Origin of the sequence: Microbacterium sp. KHB019 (assembly GCF_037285405.1) — a bacterium.
Classification (GTDB): domain Bacteria; phylum Actinomycetota; class Actinomycetes; order Actinomycetales; family Microbacteriaceae; genus Microbacterium.
On the sequence record NZ_JBBDHF010000001.1, the window covers coordinates 597449 to 618608 of the forward strand.

Sequence of the window (21160 nt, forward strand, 5' to 3'; positions counted from 1 at the left end):
CCCAGCCTAGCGCCGGCCGTCCCGCGCGCCGAGACCCCGTCTTCGTACCGAGCCCCCGTCGTAGGACGGTATCTACGACGGGGGCTCGCGAGAAAGACGGGGGCTCGGCGCGGAAGGTCAGCCGGGTGGAAGGACACCGAACGCGGCCAGGCGCCGTCCGAGGTTCTCGGGGGTGCGGATATCCTCATTGCCCCACCGCGCGAAGCCCCAGCCCGTGACGCCGCGAATGTCATCCTCGCGACGTTTCTCAGCGAGTACGACGTCGGCGGGAGTCTCCGCTCGACGCAGATCCGGTTCGAGGTACTTCCCATCACCGTCGAACTCCCCGAAGACGCGAGAACGCGTGAAGCCGAAGTCGAGGAAGTACTCATCGTCGGCTGCTCCGACCACCCGAACCTGAAGCGGCGGCGGCGCGAACCCGAGCCGATGCAGCTGGATGCGGCTGACGCTCTCACCGGGGAGTTGCGCACGACCGTCGATGAAATCCGTCACCCATCGCGCCTGGCGGATGCCGCGCAGACCCGGATCGCACATGCGCTCAAGATCGGTGCGCCACTCGTCAGCGATATTCGTGTCGTAGAGCTGGCCGTCGACAGCGACGAGACGCAGCGCCGCATCGCCTGCGCTGACCGCCGTTTCCAGACGCGTTGTCCGCGCGAGATCGAGGACCGTTCTGTGAAGCGTCGTGCACAGGATGCCGTGACGGACGGTGACGTCGTCATCGTCCACCACCATCTGATGACGAGCCACGCCTGCCGCGACACGGCTGTGCCGGGCACCGTTTATCAGCGCGTGGACCAGAACATCCCGATCGCCCCGTAGCGGCAGACCCCAGAGCACCGCAGCGGACTGATGCGTAAAGACCGTCACCGTCCCCGCACGCGCAACAGCGATGACGCGAAGCAGATGCTGCCCCTCAGGCCACAGCTTCGTCCAAGCCTGAGCGTCGACGAACCAGCCTCGATGCACTCGGACGAGCGCGCCGGAACGTTCATCCTCCTGCAGCCTCCGCGGGGTGCGACCGGCATCCAGCAGAGCAGTCCGCGATCTCAGCATCCTGTCGGCTTGATCGAAGGTGATCCTTGTGCGCATTGCGCCATCGTGCCGCGCGGCACCCGTCTCTCACAGCGCTCCACACGCCAAGCCGCACTTTCTCACCTGTGCAGAACAAGTGCCGGCGATGTGCCGGCGCGCTGCCAGCGCGCCGAGACCCCGTCTTCGTACCGAGCCCCCGTCGTAGAACGGCTTCTACGACGGGGGCTCGCGAGCAAGACGGGGGCTCGACGAAAGACGACTCAGGCGTCGAGGCGGTGCAGCCAGCCGTGCTTGTCCTCGCGGCGGCCGTACTGGATGTCGGTGAGCTCCTCGCGCAGCGACAGAGCGAGGTCACCCTCGGGCTGGGGCTCCTCGCCCGCAGCGGTCACGAGAGCGCCGATCGGGGTGACGACAGCAGCCGTGCCGCACGCGAACACCTCGACGATCTCGCCCGATGCCACGCCGTCGCGCCATTCCTGCAGCGAGAGGGGCCGACGCTCGACGGTGTGACCGCGGTCTTCGGCGAGCTGCAGCAGTGAATCGCGCGTGATGCCCTCGAGGATGCTGTCGGACTGCGGCGTGACGATCCGGCCGTCCTTGAACACGAACACGACGTTCATGCCGCCGAGCTCTTCGACGTTGCCGTCCTGGTCGAGGAAGACGACCTGGTCGCAGCCCTTCTCGTACGCCTCGGCCTGCGGCAGCAGACTCGAGGCGTAGTTGCCGCCGGTCTTCGCGGCGCCGGTGCCGCCCTTGCCGGCGCGAGCGTAGGTCTCGGAGAGCCAGATGCGCACAGGCTTCATGCCACCCTTGAAGTACGAGCCGGCCGGGCTCGCGATCAGGTAGTAGGCGACCTTCTCGGCGGGGCGAACGCCGAGGAACGCCTCCTTGGCGAACATGAACGGCCGAAGGTACAGGCTCTGATCGTCACCGGAGGGCACCCACGCCCCGTCGACGGCGACCAGTTCGCGCAGCGACTGCAGGAAGTACTCGACCGGCAGTTCGGGCAGCGCCATGCGACGCGCGCTGCGCTGCATCCGCTCGGCGTTCTTCTGCGGTCGGAACGTGTGGATGGAACCGTCGGCGTGACGGTAGGCCTTGATGCCCTCGAAGATCTCCTGACCGTAGTGCAGCACGGCGGCAGCCGGGTCGAGCGCGATCGGGCCGTAGGGCTGAACGCGAGGGCGGTGCCAGCCTCCGCGTGCCGACCAGCACACGTCGACCATGTGATCGGTGAAGACCGTGCCGAAGCCCGGGTTCTTCAGGATCTCCTCGCGCTCGGCAGCCGATTTCGCGGCGAGGTTCTTGGTCACGGCGAAGTCGAGCGGAGCGAGTTCGGTATCGATCGTTGTCATGTCACATCCTGCGTTCGTTGCGAAGGGCGGGCGCTGGGTCCAGGTTACGCCTGGAGCCCGGCGATGATGGCGTCGCCCACGTCGGTGGTGGTGCGAGAGCCCGACCTGGCGGCGATGTCCGCCTCGACCGCGCTGGTGACGCGAGCGGCTTCCTCGCTGAGCCCGAGGTGATCGAGCAGGAGGGCGACGGACAAGATCGCCGCGGTGGGGTCGGCTTTCTGCTGGCCTGCGATGTCGGGCGCCGAACCATGAACGGGCTCGAACATCGAGGGGAACGTGCCGTCGGGGTTGATGTTGCCCGAAGCGGCGAGGCCGATGCCACCGGTGACGGCGCCTGCCAGATCCGTGAGGATGTCACCGAAGAGGTTGTCGGTGACGATCACATCGAAACGGCTGGGGTTGCTGACCATGAAGATCGTCGCCGCATCGACGTGCAAGTAGTCTACGACCACGCCGGGGTACTCCTGCGCCACCTCGTTCACGATCCGCTGCCAGATGGAGCCCGCGTGGACGAGCACGTTCGTCTTGTGCACCAGAGTGAGCTTCTGACGGCGACGCTCGGCGAGCTGGAACGCGTAGCGGACGACCCGCTCGACGCCGTAGGCGGTGTTGACGCTCGTCTCGTTGGCGATCTCGTGAGGCGTGCCGACGCGGATGGCCCCGCCGTTGCCGACGTACGGGCCCTCGGTGCCCTCACGCACGACGACGAAGTCGATCTCTCCCGGGTCGCTGAGCGGACCGGGAGCGCCGGTGTACAGCTTCGATGGGCGCAGATTCACGTAGTGGTCGAGTGTGAAGCGGAGTTTGAGCAGCAGGCCGCGTTCGATGTTCGCGTCCTTCAGCCGCGGATCGCCCGGCGTGCCGCCGACCGCGCCCAGGAGGATCGCGTCGTTCGCTTTGATGGCGTCGAGGTCACCTTCAGTGAGCGTGTCCCCAGTCTCGAGGAAGCGTGCGGCTCCGAGGGAGAACCGCGTCTTGTCGAATGTGATGTCGGTGCCTGCCGTGACGGCGTCGAGCACCTTCTCCGCTTCGGCGACGACCTCAGGACCGATGCCGTCACCGGGGATGACGGCCAGTTTCACGACACGCGACATTCGCACTCCTAGCATCGGGATGCCCACGGCTCGGCGCAGGCGCGGGTCTCCCCCAGCGTACTGGTCAGTCCGAACGGGGCGTGCGCAGTGTGACGGCGGCGACGACACCGGCTGTGACAACGAGACCGGCGCCGATCAGCGAGGTCACGGCGACACCCGATTCGAATGCAGAGGTCGCAGCTTCCCACAGCTGGCCCGCCAACGGGCCGGTGAGTTCGTGGGCGGCCGCGTAAGCACCGGCCAGCGTCTCGCGCGCAGTCGCCGCCAGTTCTGCCGGCACACCGTCGGGGGTGACGAGCGCGCCCCGGTACAGAGCCGTGATGATCCCGCCCAGCACGGACGTCCCGAGGACGGCGCCGAGTTCGTACGCCGTCTCGGACACGGCACTCGCCGCGCCGGCCTTCGCCGGCGGAGCACTGGAGAGGATCAGTTCATTCGAGATCGTCTCGGCCGCGCCGATCCCGATGCCGAGAACCACGAACGCGATGACCAGCGTCAGGATGCTCCGGTCCTGGGAGGCGAAAGCGACGAGCAGGTAGCCGAGAACAGAGAAGACCAGCGCGGCCGGCACGACGATGTGCGGGCGGACTCGGCGCGAGATCGGCACGACGACGAGTCCGGCGATGATCATGACGACCATCCCGGGAACGAGCGCGAATCCGGCGACCATCGGCGACAGGCCGATCACCAGCTGCAGATGCTGCGACACGAAGTACAGGAATCCGACGAGCGCCACGACGCTGAGCAGGTTGACGAGGATCGCTCCGGAGAATGTGCCGAGACGGAACAGCGCCATGTCGAGCATCGGCGACTGCGACCGCAGCTGCCGACGGACGAAGAGCGCACCCAGCACGACACCGAGCATCGCCCACAGCAGGGCGCCGATCGTCGGGCCATCGACCGCGAACGACTTGATCGCGTACACGACCGGGATCATCGCCCCCATCGACAGGACGATGCTGATCGGATCGACCCGGCCCGGTGCGGGGTCGCGGCTCTCGGGAACCAGCAACGGTGCCGCGATGAGAAGCGGGATGAGCACCGGGACTGCGATGAGGAACACCGAGCCCCACCCGAAGTGCTCGAGCAGGAACCCGCCGACGATCGGGCCGAGGGCGGCGCCGGCCGAGAAGGCCGACGCCCACACCGCGATCGCCATCCGGCGCTGGTCGCGATTCTGGAAGATCGAACGCAGCAGCGAGAGCGTGGACGGCATCAGCATGGCTCCGAAGAATCCGAGCATGACGCGAGCGGCGATGAGCAGTCCGGCGGTGGGGGCGAACGCGGCCAGTGCCGAGACGACCGCGAACCCGGTCGCGCCGATGAGGAGCATCCGGCGGCGTCCGAATCTGTCGCCGAGGGTTCCCATCGTCACCAGGAGGCCCGCGAGCACGAGCGGGTAGGCGTCGATGATCCACAGTTGCTCCGCCCCCGACGGGTGGAGCGCGAGAGCGATCTCCGGCAGCGCGAAGCTCAGCACGGTGTTGTCCACCGAAACCAGAAGCACGGGGAGCATGAGGACGATCAGCGCCCACCAGGCGCGCGCCCCCGCGCGCGGGCCGTCGTTCGTGGCCACCGGAGCCGGTGCCGTCTGCGTCATCGTCTCTGCCTGTCGTCGAAGAAGTTATCTATACCGTCCGGCTGGTATAGTAACAGACATGGCGAGACCACCACTAGCCCGCGAACGAGTCCTCGATGCCTTCGAGGCGATACTCATCGACGACGGCGAGCGTGCCGCTACGCTCGAGGCCACCGCCGCCGCGGCCGGCGTCTCGAAGGGCGGCCTGCTGTATCACTTCGGCTCGAAGGACGACCTCGCCATGGGTATGACGGATCGACTGCTACGGCTCGTCGACGAGGATCTCGTCGAGATGGGCAAGGCGTCAGACGGCCCGATCGCGTACTACGTGCGCACCTCGGTCATGGAGAACGATCCGCTCGATCGTGCGATCATCGCCGTGTCGTGCCTGGCGCAGGGAGGGTCGACGACGGCCAAGGAAGCGCTGCGCGGCATCCACATGCGTTGGGGCGAGTCGATCCGTCCCCACGTGCGCGACCAGGCCGCATTCGACCTCGTCATGCTCGTCAGCGACGGGCTCTACTTCAACAACTCCCTGGGGCTGAACGGTCCCGAGCGGCCCGTCCCCCGTGACGCCGCGCTGCGCGCACTGGTGGATCTCGTCGTGCGCGCAGCGACCTGAGCCCGGTCAGACCTCTTCGATCTCGATCTGCTTCATGACGCTGGCCTCGATTGCGACGCCGACCTCGTCGAGCAGCTCCTCCGGCACGCGGGAGTCCACGGTGAGCACCGTGAGCGCCTCTCCTCCGGCTGCGCGACGAGCGACCTGCATGCCAGCGATGTTGATGCCGGCGTCGCCGAACTTCTGTCCGTAGACGGCGACGATGCCCGGCCGGTCGATGTACTGCATGACGATGTGGTTCGTCTCGATCGGGACCTCGATGTCGTGGCCGTTGATCCCCACGATCTTCTGCACCATCCGGGTGCCGGCCAGCGTGCCGGCGACCGTGAGCACCGTGCCGTCGGCGAGTGCGCCGCGCAGGGTGGTGAGGTTGCGGTACTCGGGGCTCTCCTTCTCGACGATCAGGCGGGCCTCGATCCCGCGCTGCTCGGCGAACAGCGGGGCGTTCACGTAGGAGACGTTCTCACTGATGACGTTCGAGAGGATGCCCTTGAGCGCTGCGAGCTTGTAGACGCTCACGTCGTAGTCGGCGAGCTCGCCGCGCACCTCGATGTCGAGCGCGGTGACCGCAGAGCCGGCCAGGCCGCTGAAGACCTGTCCGAGCTTCTCGACCAGGGCGATACCAGGGCGCACGAACGGGTCGATGATGCCACCGGCGACGTTCACGGCATCCGGGACGAGGTCGCCCTCGAGGGCGAGCTTGACCGAGCGCGCGACGGAGATGCCGGCCTTCTCCTGGGCCTCATCGGTCGACGCGCCGAGGTGCGGGGTCACGACGACGTTCGGCAGCTCGAGCAGGTCGCGAGCGGATCCGCCCTCCGCCGGCGGCTCTGAGGTGAAGACGTCGAGGCCTGCACCGGCGATCTCTCCGGCGACCAGAGCCTCGCGCAGGGCGACCTCGTCGATCAGGCCGCCGCGGGCGACGTTGACGACGTAGGCGGACTTCTTCATCGCCGCGAACTGCGCCGCACCGATCATCCCTGTCGTCTCGGGGGTCTTCGGCATGTGGATCGTGAGGAAGTCGACCTCGGCGACCAACTCGTCGAGGGACCGGAGCTCGACACCCAGCTGCTGGGCGCGGGCGCTGGTGACGTACGGATCGTAGGCGACGACTTTCATCCCGAAGCTCTGCATGCGCGCCGCGACAAGAGCGCCGATCCGGCCGAGGCCGACGATGCCGAGCGTCTTCTCGAACAGCTCGGTGCCCGTGTAGGCGCTGCGCTTCCACTGCCCTGCCGCGAGCGACGCGTGCGCAGCGGGCACGTGGCGGGCGAGGCTGATGATGTGCGCGCAGGTGAGTTCGGCCGCCGAGATGATGTTCGACGTCGGGGCGTTGACAACCATGACGCCGGCCTTGGTCGCTGCCGGGATGTCGACGTTGTCGAGACCGACGCCTGCGCGTGCGATGACTTTGAGCTTCGGAGCGTGGCCGAGCGCCTCGGCATCCACCTTCGTCGCCGAGCGCACCAGCACCGCGTCCGCGTCCGTCAGAGCCGAGAACAGCGCCTCGCGATCCGTTCCGTCCACCTGACGGACGTCGAAGTCGGGGCCGAGGGCCTCGATCGTGGCGGGCGAGAGAACTTCGGCAATGAGCACGACGGGCTTCGGCACAGGCGGATCCTTCGGGTTAGCGGCACAGCGCGGATTGGGGACCGATGCGCCGCACACCGTCGGGGGCGCGATCGAGACCAACCTTACCGGAGCAGGAACAGTGCCCCGCGCCGTGTGACGGGCACCGTCAGGTCGTCAGCGACGAGAAGTTCAAGCTGCTCAGGGCCACCACGTTCATCCAGAACACTGCGACCAGCGCTAGCCCCGCGAGCAGCACGACCGCGAACTCGAATGCGCTGCGTCGGCGCCCGAGAGCATACCCCGCCACGAATACGAGCACCGGGAAGAGCACCGAGAAGATCAGCACGAACCAGCCGTACGCGTTCAGTCCATACTGCGCGACCGTCACCAGATAGGCGATGGCGTTCCATACGGCGTAGGCGTAGAACAGGCCCGCCAGCCCCAGGATGATCGTCTTCACCACGCCGAGCGCCGGCCGAGCCAGAACCGACTGCTCGCTCATGCGCCCACCGCCCCTGTCATCACGAACGGCCACGGGACGAGGAGAGCCGCACCGGCCAGGAACCCGAGTACGCGCACCCACCCGGCAGAGCGACGCGTGAGCAGCCAGACGGCGGCGAACCACAGCGCAGGAGCGATGACCGCGGACCAGACCGCGACCTGGTACATCACGGACGGAACGAGGAACAGCGCACTCGCCTGCAGGTTCAGTCCGCCGATGATCCAGCCCACCGTGTAGAGCAGGTAGATGCCGCCGATGATGCCGACCAGCAGCAGCATCGGGGTGCTCAGATGACCGGGCTGCTCGGGATCGCTGATACGGCCGTCGGCTTCGATCCGGCCGACCGATTCGCTGTCCCTGCCGACCGCCTTCCACCCCTGGGGCAGTGCAGCGGCAGGTGCGGCAGCCGGCTCGTCGCGCTTGCCCGGTCGTTGCGGCGACGGGTCAGCGTCGCCCTCCCAGGACAGCGCGTCGTCTGCATCCGATGTCATGTGTCCAGCGTAGCGATGCCCACGAGCGCCGGATATGCTCAGGGAATTCACAGAACCACGAGGGGGACATCTTGTCGGAGTCGGAGAAGGACGTCGCAGAGAAGAACTGGACGCCCACAGCGGAGTCGAAGCGCAAGGCGACGATGTTCCGCTGGATCGCAGCCGTCCTCTGGGCAGTCGCGATCGCCGCAGAGGCAGTCGCCATCTTCTGGCTGCTGCGCCAGCGCGAGTTCGTAGGTGAGGACGGCGGTCTGGTAAGGAACTCGGAGACGGGCCTGCTCGAAGACCAGCAGGCCACAGCCCAGTTCCCGCAGTGGGCCTTCATCACGCTCATCGTGCTGCTCGTCGTGATCGCGGCGCTGTCGATCACCGGTTCCTTCCTCTGGAAGAAGGCGAACCGCCTGGATCCGGCGAAGAAGTCGGACACGCTGCGGTTCTTCGTCCAGAACCAGCTCGGCGCGATCATCGCGATCATCGCGTTCCTGCCGCTGATCATCCTGATCTTCCTGAACAAGGACATGGACAAGGGTCAGAAGACGACGGCCGGCATCATCGGCGTGGTCCTCGCGGTCGCCGCTGTGGCCCTCGGCATCGATTACAACCCGTCGTCCGTCGAGCAGTACACGGCAGATCAGTCAACCGTCATCCAACTGCTCGGCCAGGACGAGGTCGTCTGGGTCGACGGCGGCTCGGTCTATCACGTGTGCGAAGAGGTCTCCGACATCCAGACCGGCAGCGAGAAGCGCACCGGCACGACGGCCGAGGCGGTAGCGGCCGGCAAGACGCGCCTCACGCTCGAGTTCGCTTCGGAGATGCGCACCTGCGGGCTCGCGGTGCCCGAGAACTCTGACGAGATCGTCGAGGCGCTGCGGGCGATCCGCGACGGTCAGACCGACACACTGCTCCCGGCACCGGTCTGGACGGACGCTTCCGACGCACCGATCCAGATCCCGGATGCTGCGCCCGCCGAGTGATCGACACACGCCGAGACCCCGTCTCATTGCCGAGACCCCGTCGCAATCACGCGGATGCGACGGGGTCTCGGTGCGAAGACGGGGTCTCGGTGAGGGGTTGGGATCAGCGAGCGGCCGACCCGTCCACGTAGTCCTCGTCCTGCTGCTTCCAGGCGAACAGCGAGCGCAGCTCCTTGCCGGTCGTCTCGATGGGGTGCTGCTCCTCCTTGGCGCGAAGCTCCTGGAACTCCTTGGCACCGTTGTCCTGGTCATCGATGAAGCGCTTGGCGAAGGCACCGGACTGGATGTCGGCGAGCACGCCCTTCATGCTCTCCTTGACGGCGGAGTCGATGACGCGGGGGCCGGAGACGTAGTCGCCGTACTCTGCGGTGTCGGAGATCGACCAGCGCTGCTTGGCGATGCCGCCCTCCCACATGAGGTCGACGATGAGCTTGAGCTCGTGCAGGACCTCGAAGTATGCGATCTGCGGCTGGTATCCGGCCTCGGTCAGCGTCTCGAATCCGGCCTGGACGAGGTGGCTGACGCCACCGCAGAGAACGGCCTGCTCGCCGAACAGGTCGGTCTCGGTCTCTTCGGTGAAGGTCGTCTTGATGACGCCGGCACGGGTGCCGCCGATGGCCTTGGCGTACGAGAGGGCGAGCGCCCAGGCGCTGCCCGATGCGTCCTTCTCGACGGCGATGATGTCCGGGATGCCGCGGCCGGCGACGAACTCGCGACGCACAGTGTGGCCGGGAGCCTTCGGTGCGACGAGGATGACGTCGACGCCCTCGGGCGCGTCGATGTAGCCGAAGCGGATGTTGAAGCCGTGCGCGAACGCGAGGGTCTTGCCGGCGGCGAGGTTCGGGGCGATCGACTCGGAGTAGATCGTCCGCTGGTGCTGGTCCGGTGCGAGGATCATGATGACGTCGGCCCAGGCGGTGGCATCCGCCACGTTCTTGACCGGGAAGCCGGCCTCCTCGGCCTTCGCGGCCGACTTCGAGCCGTCCTTGAGGGCGATCGTGACCTCGACGCCCGAGTCGCGCAGGTTCTGCGCGTGGGCGTGGCCCTGCGAGCCGTAGCCCACAATGGCGACCTTCTTGCCCTGGATCAGGGAGAGGTCGGCGTCGTCGTCGTAGAAGATCTCAGTGCTCACGTTGTGTTTCTCTTTCCTATCGAGGTATATGGATGTCAGTCAGCCGCGCAGGACGCGTTCGGTGATGCTCTTGCCGCCGCGCCCGATGGCGAGAAGACCGGACTGCGCGATCTCCTTGATGCCGAAGGGCTCGAGGGCGCGCAGCAGTGCATCGATCTTGCCGCGGTCGCCGGTGACTTCGATCACCAGCGCGTCGGAGGCGTAGTCGACCACGGCGGCGCGGAAGAGGTTCACGACCTCGATCACGTTCGACCTGGTCGAGTTGTCGGTGCGCACCTTCACCAGCACGTGCTGGCGCTGCACTGATGAGGCGAAGTCGAGCTCGACGATCTTGATGACGTTCACGAGCTTGTTCAGCTGCTTGGTCACCTGCTCGAGCGGCAGTTCCTCGACGTCGACGACGACCGTGATGCGCGAGATGCCGGGCACCTCGGTGACGCCCACCGCGAGCGACTCGATGTTGAAGCCGCGTCGGGCGAAGAGACCGGCGACGCGGGTCAGCAGACCTGGCGTGTCCTCGACGAGGAGGCTCAGCACGTGCTTGGACATGGGTCAGACCTCCTCATCGAACGCGGGGGCGTGATCGCGCGCGTACTGGACGTAGTTGTTGCTGACGCCCTGCGGCACCATCGGCCACACCATCGCATCCGCCGAGACGACGAAATCGATGACGACGGGGCGATCGTTGGTCTCGAGCGCGAGCTGGATCGCCGCATCCACCTCTTCCTGCTTCTCGACGCGGATGGCCAGGCACCCGTACGCCTCGGCGAGCTTCACGAAGTCCGGGATGCGGACGGTGTCGTGCCCGGTGTTCAGGTCGGTGTTCGAGTAGCGGCCGTCGTAGAACAGCGTCTGCCACTGCCGCACCATGCCGAGCGACGAGTTGTTGATGATCGCGACCTTGATCGGGATGTTGTTGATCGCGCAGGTGGCGAGTTCCTGGTTGGTCATCTGGAAGCACCCGTCGCCGTCGATCGACCATACGACCCGGTCGGGTTCGGCGACCTTGGCGCCCATGGCGGCCGGGACGGAGTAGCCCATCGTCCCCGCTCCCCCGGAGTTCAGCCAGGCGTTGGGACGCTCGTACTTGATGAACTGCGCTGCCCACATCTGGTGCTGACCGACGCCGGCGGCGTAGATGCCCTCGGGTCCGGTCAGCTCGCCGATCCGCGAGATCACGTACTGCGGGGCGAGCAGACCGTCGCTGGGCTCTGTGTACCCGAGGGGGAACTCATCCCGCAGACCGTCGAGGTACGACCACCAGTCCGAGATGTCAGGCCGGTCTCCCCCGATGACACCGCGGTACGCGGCATCCAGGTCGATGAGCACGTCGCGCACATCACCGACGATCGGAACGTCCGCCGTGCGGATCTTTGAGATCTCGGCCGGATCGATGTCGACGTGCACGACCTTCGCGAACGGAGCGAAGAGCGCGGCCTTGCCGGTGACGCGGTCATCGAACCGGGCGCCGAGCGAGACGATGAGGTCCGCCTCCTGCAGTGCCAGCACAGCGGGAACCGTTCCGTGCATGCCCGGCATGCCGAGGTGCTGCTCGTGCGAGTCGGGGAACGCCCCGCGCGCCATCAGCGTGGTGACGACCGGCGCATTCGTCGATTCTGCGAGGTCCTTCAGCTCGGCGGACGCACGACCGCGCACGACGCCGCCGCCGACGTACAGCACGGGCTTCTTCGCCTCTGCCAGCAGCGCCGCGGCCGCCTGGATCTGCTTGCCGTGCGCCTTCGTGACGGGCCGGTAGCCCGGCAGGTCGATCTTGGGCGGCCAGATGAAGGGCACCGTGTCCTGCTGGGCGTCCTTCGTGATGTCCACGAGCACGGGCCCTGGACGACCGGTCGAGGCGATCTCGAACGCCGCCGCGATCGCGCCGGGGATGTCGCGAGCGTCCTTCACGAGGAAGGAGTGCTTGGTCACCGGCATCGTGATTCCGACGATGTCGGCCTCCTGGAAGGCATCCGTGCCCATCAGCGTCGAGAACACCTGGCCGGTGATCGCGACCATGGGCACCGAGTCCATGTACGCGTCGGCGATCGCCGTGACGAGGTTCGTCGCGCCGGGCCCGGAGGTGGCGATGCATACGCCGACCCTCCCGGACGCCGAGGCGTAGCCCTCGGCGGCGTGGCCTGCTCCCTGCTCATGACGGACGAGGATGTGGCGGAGCTCTGATGCGTCCATCAGCGGGTCGTAGACAGGGAGGATCGCGCCGCCGGGGAGACCGAACACGTCGGTCACTCCGAGCAGCTCGAGTGAGCGGACAACGGCCTCCGCGCCGGTGATCTCCGGCGCGGAGTTCTTCGGGGACGGCGGCCGTGGCACGGCCGATACAGCGTCAGCAGTCATGTCATTCCTTGGTGATCCGCAGGGTCAGCCCGTGGTCGCGCCTTCGGCGGCGGAGCGCACGAGCTTGGAGTACTTGGCAAGAACGCCACGGGTATAGCGCGGGGGAAGCGGCTCCCAGCCGGAACGGCGGGAGGCGAGCTCTGCGTCATCGACGAGTAAGTCGAGCGAGCGAGCTGCGATATCGACCCGTATCAGATCACCATCGCGCACGAAGGCGATAGGACCTTCGTCCACCGCTTCGGGTGCTATGTGGCCGATGCACAGGCCGGTTGTGCCGCCTGAGAATCGTCCGTCCGTCAAGAGTAGTACATCTTTTCCGAGCCCAGCGCCCTTGATGGCGGCGGTGATCGCGAGCATCTCCCGCATCCCGGGGCCGCCCTTCGGACCCTCGTAGCGGATCACGATGACTTCGCCGGCGTTGATCTCGCCGTTCGCGACAGCATCCATCGCGGCGCGCTCGCGCTCGAACACGCGAGCAGGGCCCTCGAACACCGTGGCGTCGAAGCCGGCGGTCTTGACGACCGCGCCCTCCGGGGCGAGCGAACCGTGCAGGATCGTCAGACCGCCGGTGGCGTGGATCGGGTTGTCGAACGTGTGGATGACCTCGCCGTCGATCGGGTCCGGGTCCAGGTCCGCCAGGTTCTCAGCGAGCGTCTTGCCGGTCACGGTGAGCGCGTCGCCGTGCAGCAGGCCCTCGTCGAGCATCGCCTTCATGATCACCGGGATGCCGCCGTGACGGTCGACGTCGTTCATGACGTACTTGCCGAACGGCTTCATGTCGGCCACGTGCGGGACCTTGTCGCCGATGCGGTTGAAGTCGTGCAGATTCAGTTCGACCTCGGCCTCGCGGGCGATGGCGAGCAGGTGCAGTACGACGTTGGTCGATCCGCCGAGCGCCATCGCGAGGGCGATCGCGTTCTCGAACGCCTCGGGGGTGAGGATGTCACGCGTGGTGATGCCCTGACGCAGCAGGTTCACCACGGCCTCACCTGAGCGGTGCGCGAAGTAGTCGCGGCGGCGGTCCGCGGCGGGCGGGGCTGCTGATCCGGGGAGGCTCAGTCCGAGCGCCTCGGCCACGGATGCCATCGTGTTGGCGGTGTACATGCCGCCACAGGCGCCTTCACCCGGAGCGATCGCGCACTCGATGCGCTTGAGGTCCTCTTCGCTCATGAGGCCCGCTCGGCACGCGCCGACGGCCTCGAACGAGTCGATGATCGTGACGTCCTTCTCGGTGCCGTCCGACAGCTTCACCCAGCCGGGGGCGATCGATCCGGCGTACAGGAACACGCTCGAAAGGTCGAGGCGCGCGCTGGCCATGAGCATGCCCGGAATCGACTTGTCGCAGCCGGCGAGCAGGACGCTGCCGTCCAGACGCTCGGCCATCATGACCGTCTCGACCGAGTCGGCGATGACCTCACGGGAGACTAGGGAGAAGTGCATTCCCTCGTGGCCCATCGAGATGCCGTCCGAGACGGAGATCGTGCCGAACTGCAGCGGGTATCCCCCGCCGGAGTGCACGCCCTCCTTCGCCCCCTGTGCAAGCCGGTCCAGGCTGAGGTTGCACGGCGTGATCTCGTTCCAACTGGAGGCGATGCCGATCTGCGGCTTGTCCCAGTCCGCATCGCCCATTCCGACGGCGCGGAGCATGCCTCGGGAGGTCGTGGCCTCGATGCCGTCGGTGACGACGCGGCTGCGGGGTTTGATGTCGATGGACGCGTTCGAAGAAGGATCTTGCGGGGACATGACGGCAGTCTATTCCCGTCCGGCGGAGCGCTCTGACGCCACCGCCTCCAGAAGCACGGCCATGTCTTGTGGGGTGTCCACACGCAGCGTCGCGGCGGAATCGCCCGGTCCGACGCGAACGCCCAGATCACCGGGGAGCAGCACCTGCATGGCGTCCTCGTCGGTCACGTCGTCGCCGGCGAACAGGATGCCGGTGGCGTCGAAGTGCTCGCGCAGCACGCGCATCGCCGTGTCCTTGCCCTCCACGCGGGAGGAGAACTCCAGGACGCGATGGCCGAGGCGGCGGCGCCAGTGCGGGAAGCGTTCGGCGACCAGGGCGTCGACGGCGGCGAACGCGGCGAGCTCGGTCTCGCGCGTGGCGCGGCGGCTGTGGATGCCCATGCCGAAGGTCTTCGGCTCGAGCCCGACGCCTTCGTAGCGGTCGACGATCGGCTGTGCCGCGGCCCACAGCTCCTCGCGCGCGCCGTCCTCGGTGGCCGCGCCAGGCGCATCCTCGTCACCGGTGCCGGGGAACCAGTACTGCGCCCCGTGCGATCCGGCCAGGGCGACGACCGAGTCGTCGGTGTGCTCGGTGATGATTCTGAGATCGTGCATGCTGCGCCCGGAGACGTAGGCGACGAGCGTGTCCGGGAGCGCGGCGAGGCGACTGACCTGCTCGGCGACGGCGGGGAGAGCCCGTGCGGCCATGGGGTCGGGCACGAGCGGGGATGCCGTCCCGTCGAAGTCGAGGGCGACGATCAGGCGCGGTGTCGCCGCGATGGCGGTCAGCGCGTCGTCTGCGGTTCCGGGGGTCCAGGTGCGGGTCACTGCGTGTCTCCTCGTCGGGGTCCGATTCCCGACCAGCCTCTCACGCGGGCGCGACGGCGAACCGCCACATGACGGGCGCTCAGGCGTGCCGTGAGCGGACCGCCGCCAGCGCGTCGAGGAACGAGGCCGACCAGGCCCTGACGTCGTGCTCGAGCACGCGCTTGCGCAACGATCGCATCCGCCTGCTCTGTTCGGCCGGGTCCATCTCGACCGCCGTCATGATCGCGTCCTTCAGGCCCTCGATGTCGTGCGGGTTGACCCGGATCGCCTGTCGCAGCTCGTCCGCGGCGCCGGTGAACTCGCTCAGCACCAGCGCACCCCTGTTGTCGGCCCTGCTGGCGATGTACTCCTTGGCGACGAGGTTCATGCCGTCGCGCAGGGCCGTGACGAGCATGACGTCCGCGGCCAGATAGAGGGCGACCATCTCCTCGCGCGGGAATCCCTGATGCAGGTACCGGATGGCCGTATGCCCCATGGTGTCGGTGTCGCCGTTGATGCGGCTGACGGACAGCTCGATCTCGTCCCGCAGGTGCACGTAGGCATCGACGCGCTCACGGCTCGGACTCGCGACCTGGATGAGCGTGACGTCCTCCACCTGCAGCCTGCCCTCGGCGAGCAGCTCGCCGTATGCCTTGATGCGGTGCCTGATCCCCTTGGTGTAGTCGAGTCGGTCGACGCCGAGCAGGATCCGCTTCGGGTTTCCGAGGCTCTGGCGGATCTCCGCCGCGCGCGCGCGCACTTCCGGCTTGGCGACCAGCTCGAGGTAGGGCGATGTGTCGATCGAGATCGGGAACGCCTTGGCGAGCACTGGCCTCGACCCGGTCTCGGCCGGCACATCGACCATCGAGCCCTTGACCCCGTACTGCAGACGTCGCCGGACGGCAGCGAGGAAGTAGGTGGCATCCTGCGCTCGCTGGAAGCCGATCACGTCGGCCCCGAGGAGTCCGCGGAGGACCTGATCGCGCCACGGCAGCTGGGCATAGAGGCCGTGCGCCGGGAACGGGATGTGATGGAAGTACCCGATCGTGACATCGGGCCGCAGCGCCCGCACCATCTCGGGGACGAGCTGCAGCTGGTAATCGTGCACCCACACCGTGCCCTTCGGCGCGACCGCATCGGCGGCGGCCTCGGCGAACCGTCGATTGACGGTGACGTACGAGTCCCACCACTCCCGGTGGTACTGGGGCGGCGCGATCACGTCGTGGTAGAGCGGCCAGATCGTGTCGTTCGCGAACCCCTCGTAGTACTCCGCGACCTCCTGCTCGCTGAGCGCGATGGGAATCAGCTTCAGATCGTTCGCCACGAACGGTTCGAGTTCCAGGTCGGCCTGCCCTGCCCAGCCGACCCAGGCGCCGTCGACCGATCTCATCACCGGTTCGAGGGCGGCGACGAGCCCGCCGGGCGACGTGCGCCAGGTCTCCTCACCGTCGTGGCTGACGACCCTGTCCACCGGAAGGCGGTTCGCGACGACGACGAATTCTGCGGCGGTCATGGGAGCTCCTCGCACCAGGGGTGAGCCTCCAGGTTATCGAGTGCGCGACCGCGTGCGGCTGGCGAACCAGTTCAGGATGCCGGTGACGAAGACGATCGCGGCTGCGCACGCCGGCAGCAGCAGCGCGGTCGTGGTGCCCAGGTTCTGCGCCACCTCGCCGGTGACGGCGGCTCCGATGGACTGGCCGACGATGACGGCCGATCCGAGCATCGTCATGACGGTCGCCGAGCGGCCGAGCGGGCTGCGCGCTGCGCCGAAGCTGTACTGGGTGACCAGCGTCGGGCCGATCCCGATCCCCATGATGGCGAGCACCGCGGTGATGCCGCCCGGCGAATCGACGAAGGCCAGCAGCAGCGCGCCGAGCAGCAGGATGCCGGCGAACACGAGCCATCGCGCGCGCAGCGAGAAGCGCGGGGGGAACCATGCGACGCCGAGTGCGAGTGCAGCAGAACCGATCCCCATGACGCCGTACAGCAGACCGGCCTGCTCCGGCGACCCTCGGTCCGCCATGAAGGCGGTGAGCGAGGTGAGGGTCGCACCGAAGAACAGCCCGACCCCCAGGATGCCGATGACCACGACGAGCAGCTGCGGACGGACGAGCTCGGACACGGAGGACGGCGCACGACCATCACTCCCCCGTTCAGCCGACACATGCCTGGCGCTGGGGTGCAGCGCGAAGGCGCCGACGAACGCGAGCGTGAGCACTGCGGCGCCGACCAGAGGCGCCCAGGGGGCGATGACGGATGCCGCGATGCCGACCAGGAACGGGCCGAAGACGAAGACAGTCTCGTCCGCTGCCGACTCGTACGCCATCGTGCCGGAGGTCGTCCGCACACGCTGGTCTTCCGGCATCCGCTCGTTGATGATCGTCACCAGACGGGAGCGGGACATCGGCGCCACCTGAGGAGCCGTCGCACCGATTCCGACGGCGGCGAGCAGCACGAGCGTGTCAGCGGCCGCACTGTAGACGACGAGCGTGAACACGATCAGCACCGCGCTGTTGGCGATCGTCAGAAGGATCAGCACCGGGCGCTGCCCGAACCGGTCGGCGGCCGCACCGAGCAGCGGGCCGAAACAGGCCGTGCCGAGGCCGACCGCTGCCGAGGTGAGTCCGCCGAGCGACAGCGACTCGCGTGCGGAGACGACGATCGTGAGGACGCCGACCACCATCATGGCGAACGGCAGCCGTGCCACGAAGGCGATCACGAAATAGGGAATCCCAGCCTGTCTGAGCAGGCTCGCAGGAGCAGATGCGTGTGTCTGTGTCATGACTCTCGCGCGCCCGAGGACGCGGGGATCAGGTGCCGCCGCTGTCCGTCGGGGCGCCGACGGCCGGTAGATACACAGCTTCAAGCGCTCACGCGCCGCACTGATCCTAGCGTCCGAGCCTGATGGTTTCCAGGGCCAGCTACCTCGCGGCTGGAAGGGGTAGCGTGGCTGCATGCGCTACCTCTTCAGCACCGGACTCGTCGCAGCGATCTCGGCGGGAGTATCGCTCCTGCGCGGAACGCGCGATGAACCGATCACGTGGCGCGCTGCCCTCTCGTGGGTCAGCTGGGGCATCACCCTCGCGCTCGCGGTCGGCGCTGTCGTCGACCTCAGGCGCGAGCGTCGCGGCGACCTCGTCGATGCCGACTCGCCCCAGTCAGTGAAGAAGGCGAAGAAGGCGCAGCGGCTCCAGTTCCGGTCTCAGAAGGCGCTGGCCGACGCGCAGGGACACGCCAAAGCCCGCCGTTGAACGGCTTGCTCAGCGCGTGAGGATCAGCGCCTCGCCCTGACCGCCGCCTCCGCAGAGACCGACGGCGACCGTACCTGTCCCCCGTCTGGCGAGCTCATGCGCCATGTGCACGACCAGACGGTTGCCCGATGCGCCGATCGGGTGGCCGATCGCGATCCCGCCGCCATGGATGTTCACGATGTCGCTCGAGATCCCGAGCTCGGTCTGCGACCGGGCGACGACGGCGCCGAAGGCCTCGTTGATCTCGACGAGGTCGAGGTCGGCCGCCGCGATCCCCTGCTTCTCGAGCGCGCGGGTGATCGCCTGCGCCGGCTGCGCCTGGAGCGAGTTGTCCGGGCCGGCGGTCTGACCGCTCGCGCCGATGACGGCGAGCACGGGCCAGCCCTGCGCTTCGGCGTTCTCACGAGTCGTGACGATGACAGCCGAGGCGCCGTCGGAGATCTGCGAGGAGTTGCCCGCCGTGATCGACCCGCCCTCGGCGAATGCGGCACGCAGTCTGCCGAGCGTTTCCACTGTGGTCTCCGGGCGCACGCCCTCGTCGCGGCTGACCACGACCGGCTCCCCGCGGCGCTGCGGAACCTCGACGGTGACGATCTCGTCGTCGAAGGCACCGGCGTCTGCGGCAGCGGCCGCTCGCTGATGGGACAGCGCAGCCACCTCGTCCTGCGCCTCACGGGTGAGCTCGAAGCGCGCATTGTGACGCTCGGTCGACGCCCCCATGCTCTCCCTGTCGTACGCGTCGGTGAGGCCGTCGTACGCCATGTGGTCGAGCACCTCGACGGTGCCGTAGGTCCAGCCGTCGCGCGAGCCCATGAGCAGGTGCGGGGCTCGTGTCATCGACTCCATGCCGGCAGCGACCACGGTCGTGGCATCCCCGGTTCGGATCATACGAGCGGCATCGATGATCGCCGTGAGGCCCGACAGACACACCTTGTTGACCGAGTGCGCTGGCACGTCCCACCCGATGCCGGCGCCGATCGACGCCTGGCGCGCGGCGTTCTGCCCTGAGCCGGCGGCGAGCACCTGCCCGACGATGACCGCGTCGATCGCCCCGGGGTCGACGGCCGCCTGCTCCAGCGCGCCCTTGATGGCGAGCGATCCCAGCTGGGGCGCCGTGAAAGATGCCAGCTGCCCCTTCAGACGGCCCTGCGGGGTACGGGCGGCGGCGACGATGACGACGTCGGTCATGACAGCTCCTTCAGTTCAGGCGACAGGATGAGTGCCGGCTCGGTCGCGTCGATCACGTCCTGCACGCTCACCCCCGGTGCGGTCTCGACCAGCACGAGTCCATCATCGGTCACGTCGATCACGGCGAGGTCGGTGATGATGCGATGCGCCACACCCTTGCCGGTGAGCGGCAGCGAGCACGCGTTCACGATCTTGGCGGAGCCGTCCTTCGCGACGTGCTCCATGAGGATGATGACGCGACCCGCCCCGTGGACGAGGTCCATCGCACCTCCGGGGCCCTTGACCATCTTCCCCGGGATCATCCAGTTCGCCAGGTCGCCTGAGGCCGAGACCTGCATGGCTCCGAGGATGGCGGCATCGATCTTGCCGCCGCGGATCATGCCGAAGCTCGTCGCCGAGTCGAAGAACGCGGTGCCAGGCAGAGTCGTGACCGTCTCCTTGCCGGCGTTGATGAGGTCGGGATCCACCGCATCCTCCGTCGGGTAGGGGCCGACGCCGAGGATGCCGTTCTCGGACTGCAGCACGAGGGTGACGCCCTCGGGGACGTAGTTCGGGACGAGCGTCGGCAGACCGATGCCGAGGTTGACGTAGGAGCCGTCTGTGAGCTCGGCGGCGGCGCGGGCGGCCATCTGCTCTCGGGTGCGTGCCATGGTCAGGCTCCTTCCGTGGCGGTGCTCGGCTGGGACACGGTGCGACGCTCGATGCGCTTCTCGATCTCGGTGCCGACCTCGATGATGCGGTGCACGAAGACCCCGGGCAGGTGGACGGAGTCCGGGTCGATCTCGCCCGGCTCGACGAGCCGTTCGACCTGTGCGATGCAGACGCGACCGGCCATCGCGGCGAGCGGGTTGAAGTTGCGGGCGGCCTTGTTGAAGACGAGGTTGCCGTGCCGGTCGCCGACCGCGGCGTGCACCAGCGAGAAATCGGTGGAGATCGCCTCCTCGAGAACGAAGTCCTTCGGCGTGCCGTTCAGATCGAAGGAACGAACTTCCTTCTTCGGCGATGCCACAGCGACCCCGCCGTCGGCGTCGTAGCGACGAGGCAGGCCGCCATCCGCGACCTGCGTTCCGACGCCGGTCTGCGTGAAGAACGCCGCGATGCCGGATCCTCCTGCACGCAGCTTCTCGGCGAGCGTCCCCTGCGGTGTGAGTTCGAGCTCGAGCTCACCGGAGAGGAACTGTCGCTCGAACTCCTTGTTCTCGCCGACGTACGACGACGTCATCTTGCGGATGCGCCGCGCGCCCAGCAGGATGCCGAGCCCCCAGTCGTCGACGCCGCAGTTGTTGCTGACGACGCTGAGGTCGGTCGTTCCCTGCGCGAGCAGGGCCTCGATGAGGGCGATCGGGTTGCCGGAGAGTCCGAAGCCTCCGACCGCCAGGGACGCCCCGTCGGGGATGTCGGCGACGGCGTCAGCAGCCGATGCCCATTGCTTGTCGATCACGCAGCACTCCTTCGTGTGAGGTCTTCCTCCAGCATCCGCC

General features: G+C 67.7%; 20 protein-coding genes. 3 read left to right on the forward strand and 17 right to left on the reverse strand.

Features of this window, described 5'->3' with window-relative positions:
• Window positions 1–117 precede the first annotated feature (117 nt).
• The 4 genes from KHB019_RS02970 to KHB019_RS02985 all read right to left on the reverse strand — a co-directional run bounded on the left by KHB019_RS02970 (window position 118) and on the right by KHB019_RS02985 (window position 5084).
• Window positions 118–1092 carry a hypothetical protein gene (locus KHB019_RS02970; protein WP_337458050.1) on the reverse strand — a complete coding sequence of 325 codons (975 nt, stop codon included), beginning with the start codon at window positions 1090–1092 and terminating at the stop codon, window positions 118–120.
• A 203-nt stretch (window positions 1093–1295) separates the two neighbouring features.
• Window positions 1296–2390 (reverse strand): branched-chain amino acid aminotransferase, encoded by a 1095-nt coding sequence (locus KHB019_RS02975; RefSeq protein WP_230103350.1) that lies wholly within the window; start codon window positions 2388–2390, stop codon window positions 1296–1298.
• Window positions 2391–2434: 44 nt separating this feature from the next.
• On the reverse strand, window positions 2435–3484 hold the full coding sequence (locus KHB019_RS02980) for a 3-isopropylmalate dehydrogenase (protein WP_230103351.1): 1050 nt from the start codon (window positions 3482–3484) through the stop codon (window positions 2435–2437).
• Between the two features lie 64 nt (window positions 3485–3548).
• Window positions 3549–5084: an MFS transporter gene (locus tag KHB019_RS02985; protein WP_337458051.1), complete on the reverse strand. Its 1536-nt coding sequence runs from the start codon at window positions 5082–5084 to the stop codon at window positions 3549–3551.
• 58 nt (window positions 5085–5142) lie between these two features.
• On the opposite strand from KHB019_RS02985, the gene KHB019_RS02990 reads away from it, so the two are divergent.
• The gene (locus tag KHB019_RS02990) at window positions 5143–5685 is read left to right on the forward strand and encodes a TetR/AcrR family transcriptional regulator (RefSeq protein ID WP_230103353.1); all 543 of its coding nucleotides are present in this window, start codon (window positions 5143–5145) and stop codon (window positions 5683–5685) included.
• 6 nt (window positions 5686–5691) lie between these two features.
• Here KHB019_RS02990 and serA read toward each other — a convergent pair whose 3' ends face one another.
• The 3 genes from serA to KHB019_RS03005 form a co-directional block, all read right to left on the reverse strand.
• Window positions 5692–7296, reverse strand: coding sequence for a phosphoglycerate dehydrogenase (gene serA / locus KHB019_RS02995; protein WP_230103354.1), 1605 nt, complete (start codon window positions 7294–7296; stop codon window positions 5692–5694).
• A gap of 127 nt (window positions 7297–7423) precedes the next feature.
• The gene (locus KHB019_RS03000; protein ID WP_230103355.1) at window positions 7424–7759 is read right to left on the reverse strand and encodes a hypothetical protein; all 336 of its coding nucleotides are present in this window, start codon (window positions 7757–7759) and stop codon (window positions 7424–7426) included.
• Window positions 7756–8250: a hypothetical protein gene (locus KHB019_RS03005; RefSeq protein WP_230103356.1), complete on the reverse strand. Its 495-nt coding sequence runs from the start codon at window positions 8248–8250 to the stop codon at window positions 7756–7758. The genes KHB019_RS03000 and KHB019_RS03005 overlap by 4 nt, the downstream gene beginning before the upstream one ends.
• 71 nt (window positions 8251–8321) lie before the next feature.
• Here KHB019_RS03005 and KHB019_RS03010 point away from each other — a divergent pair, with 71 nt between their 5' ends.
• Window positions 8322–9224, forward strand: coding sequence for a hypothetical protein (locus KHB019_RS03010; RefSeq protein WP_325471458.1), 903 nt, complete (start codon window positions 8322–8324; stop codon window positions 9222–9224).
• Between the two features lie 103 nt (window positions 9225–9327).
• Here the strand turns inward: KHB019_RS03010 and ilvC are convergent, their stop codons facing one another.
• From ilvC to KHB019_RS03045, 7 genes are all read right to left on the reverse strand, one after another.
• Window positions 9328–10356, reverse strand: coding sequence for a ketol-acid reductoisomerase (gene ilvC / locus KHB019_RS03015; RefSeq protein WP_230103358.1), 1029 nt, complete (start codon window positions 10354–10356; stop codon window positions 9328–9330).
• Between the two features lie 39 nt (window positions 10357–10395).
• A complete protein-coding gene (gene ilvN, locus KHB019_RS03020; RefSeq protein WP_230103359.1) occupies window positions 10396–10905 on the reverse strand; it encodes an acetolactate synthase small subunit in 510 nt (169 codons plus the stop codon).
• A gap of 3 nt (window positions 10906–10908) precedes the next feature.
• The gene (locus KHB019_RS03025) at window positions 10909–12711 is read right to left on the reverse strand and encodes an acetolactate synthase large subunit (protein ID WP_325471456.1); all 1803 of its coding nucleotides are present in this window, start codon (window positions 12709–12711) and stop codon (window positions 10909–10911) included.
• A gap of 24 nt (window positions 12712–12735) precedes the next feature.
• Window positions 12736–14454, reverse strand: coding sequence for a dihydroxy-acid dehydratase (ilvD, locus tag KHB019_RS03030; RefSeq protein ID WP_230103361.1), 1719 nt, complete (start codon window positions 14452–14454; stop codon window positions 12736–12738).
• Window positions 14455–14463: 9 nt separating this feature from the next.
• Window positions 14464–15261: a trehalose-phosphatase gene (gene otsB, locus KHB019_RS03035; RefSeq protein WP_230103362.1), complete on the reverse strand. Its 798-nt coding sequence runs from the start codon at window positions 15259–15261 to the stop codon at window positions 14464–14466.
• Window positions 15262–15340: 79 nt separating this feature from the next.
• Window positions 15341–16753 carry an alpha,alpha-trehalose-phosphate synthase (UDP-forming) gene (locus KHB019_RS03040; RefSeq protein WP_337458052.1) on the reverse strand — a complete coding sequence of 471 codons (1413 nt, stop codon included), beginning with the start codon at window positions 16751–16753 and terminating at the stop codon, window positions 15341–15343.
• 33 nt (window positions 16754–16786) lie between these two features.
• Window positions 16787–18022 carry an MFS transporter gene (locus tag KHB019_RS03045; RefSeq protein ID WP_230103364.1) on the reverse strand — a complete coding sequence of 412 codons (1236 nt, stop codon included), beginning with the start codon at window positions 18020–18022 and terminating at the stop codon, window positions 16787–16789.
• A gap of 172 nt (window positions 18023–18194) precedes the next feature.
• On the opposite strand from KHB019_RS03045, the gene KHB019_RS03050 reads away from it, so the two are divergent.
• Window positions 18195–18491 carry a hypothetical protein gene (locus KHB019_RS03050; RefSeq protein ID WP_230103365.1) on the forward strand — a complete coding sequence of 99 codons (297 nt, stop codon included), beginning with the start codon at window positions 18195–18197 and terminating at the stop codon, window positions 18489–18491.
• Window positions 18492–18500: 9 nt separating this feature from the next.
• On the opposite strand, the gene KHB019_RS03055 is transcribed toward KHB019_RS03050, so the two are convergent.
• From KHB019_RS03055 to KHB019_RS03065, 3 genes are read right to left on the reverse strand one after another with little or no spacing between them, the layout of a single operon-like run.
• Window positions 18501–19679, reverse strand: a complete 1179-nt coding sequence (locus tag KHB019_RS03055) for an acetyl-CoA C-acetyltransferase (protein WP_337458053.1) — start codon at window positions 19677–19679, stop codon at window positions 18501–18503.
• Window positions 19676–20329 carry a 3-oxoacid CoA-transferase subunit B gene (locus tag KHB019_RS03060; protein ID WP_230103367.1) on the reverse strand — a complete coding sequence of 218 codons (654 nt, stop codon included), beginning with the start codon at window positions 20327–20329 and terminating at the stop codon, window positions 19676–19678. Before KHB019_RS03060 ends, KHB019_RS03055 begins: the two co-directional genes overlap by 4 nt.
• A gap of 2 nt (window positions 20330–20331) precedes the next feature.
• Window positions 20332–21120: a CoA transferase subunit A gene (locus tag KHB019_RS03065; RefSeq protein WP_230103368.1), complete on the reverse strand. Its 789-nt coding sequence runs from the start codon at window positions 21118–21120 to the stop codon at window positions 20332–20334.
• Between the last annotated feature and the right edge of the window lie 40 nt (window positions 21121–21160).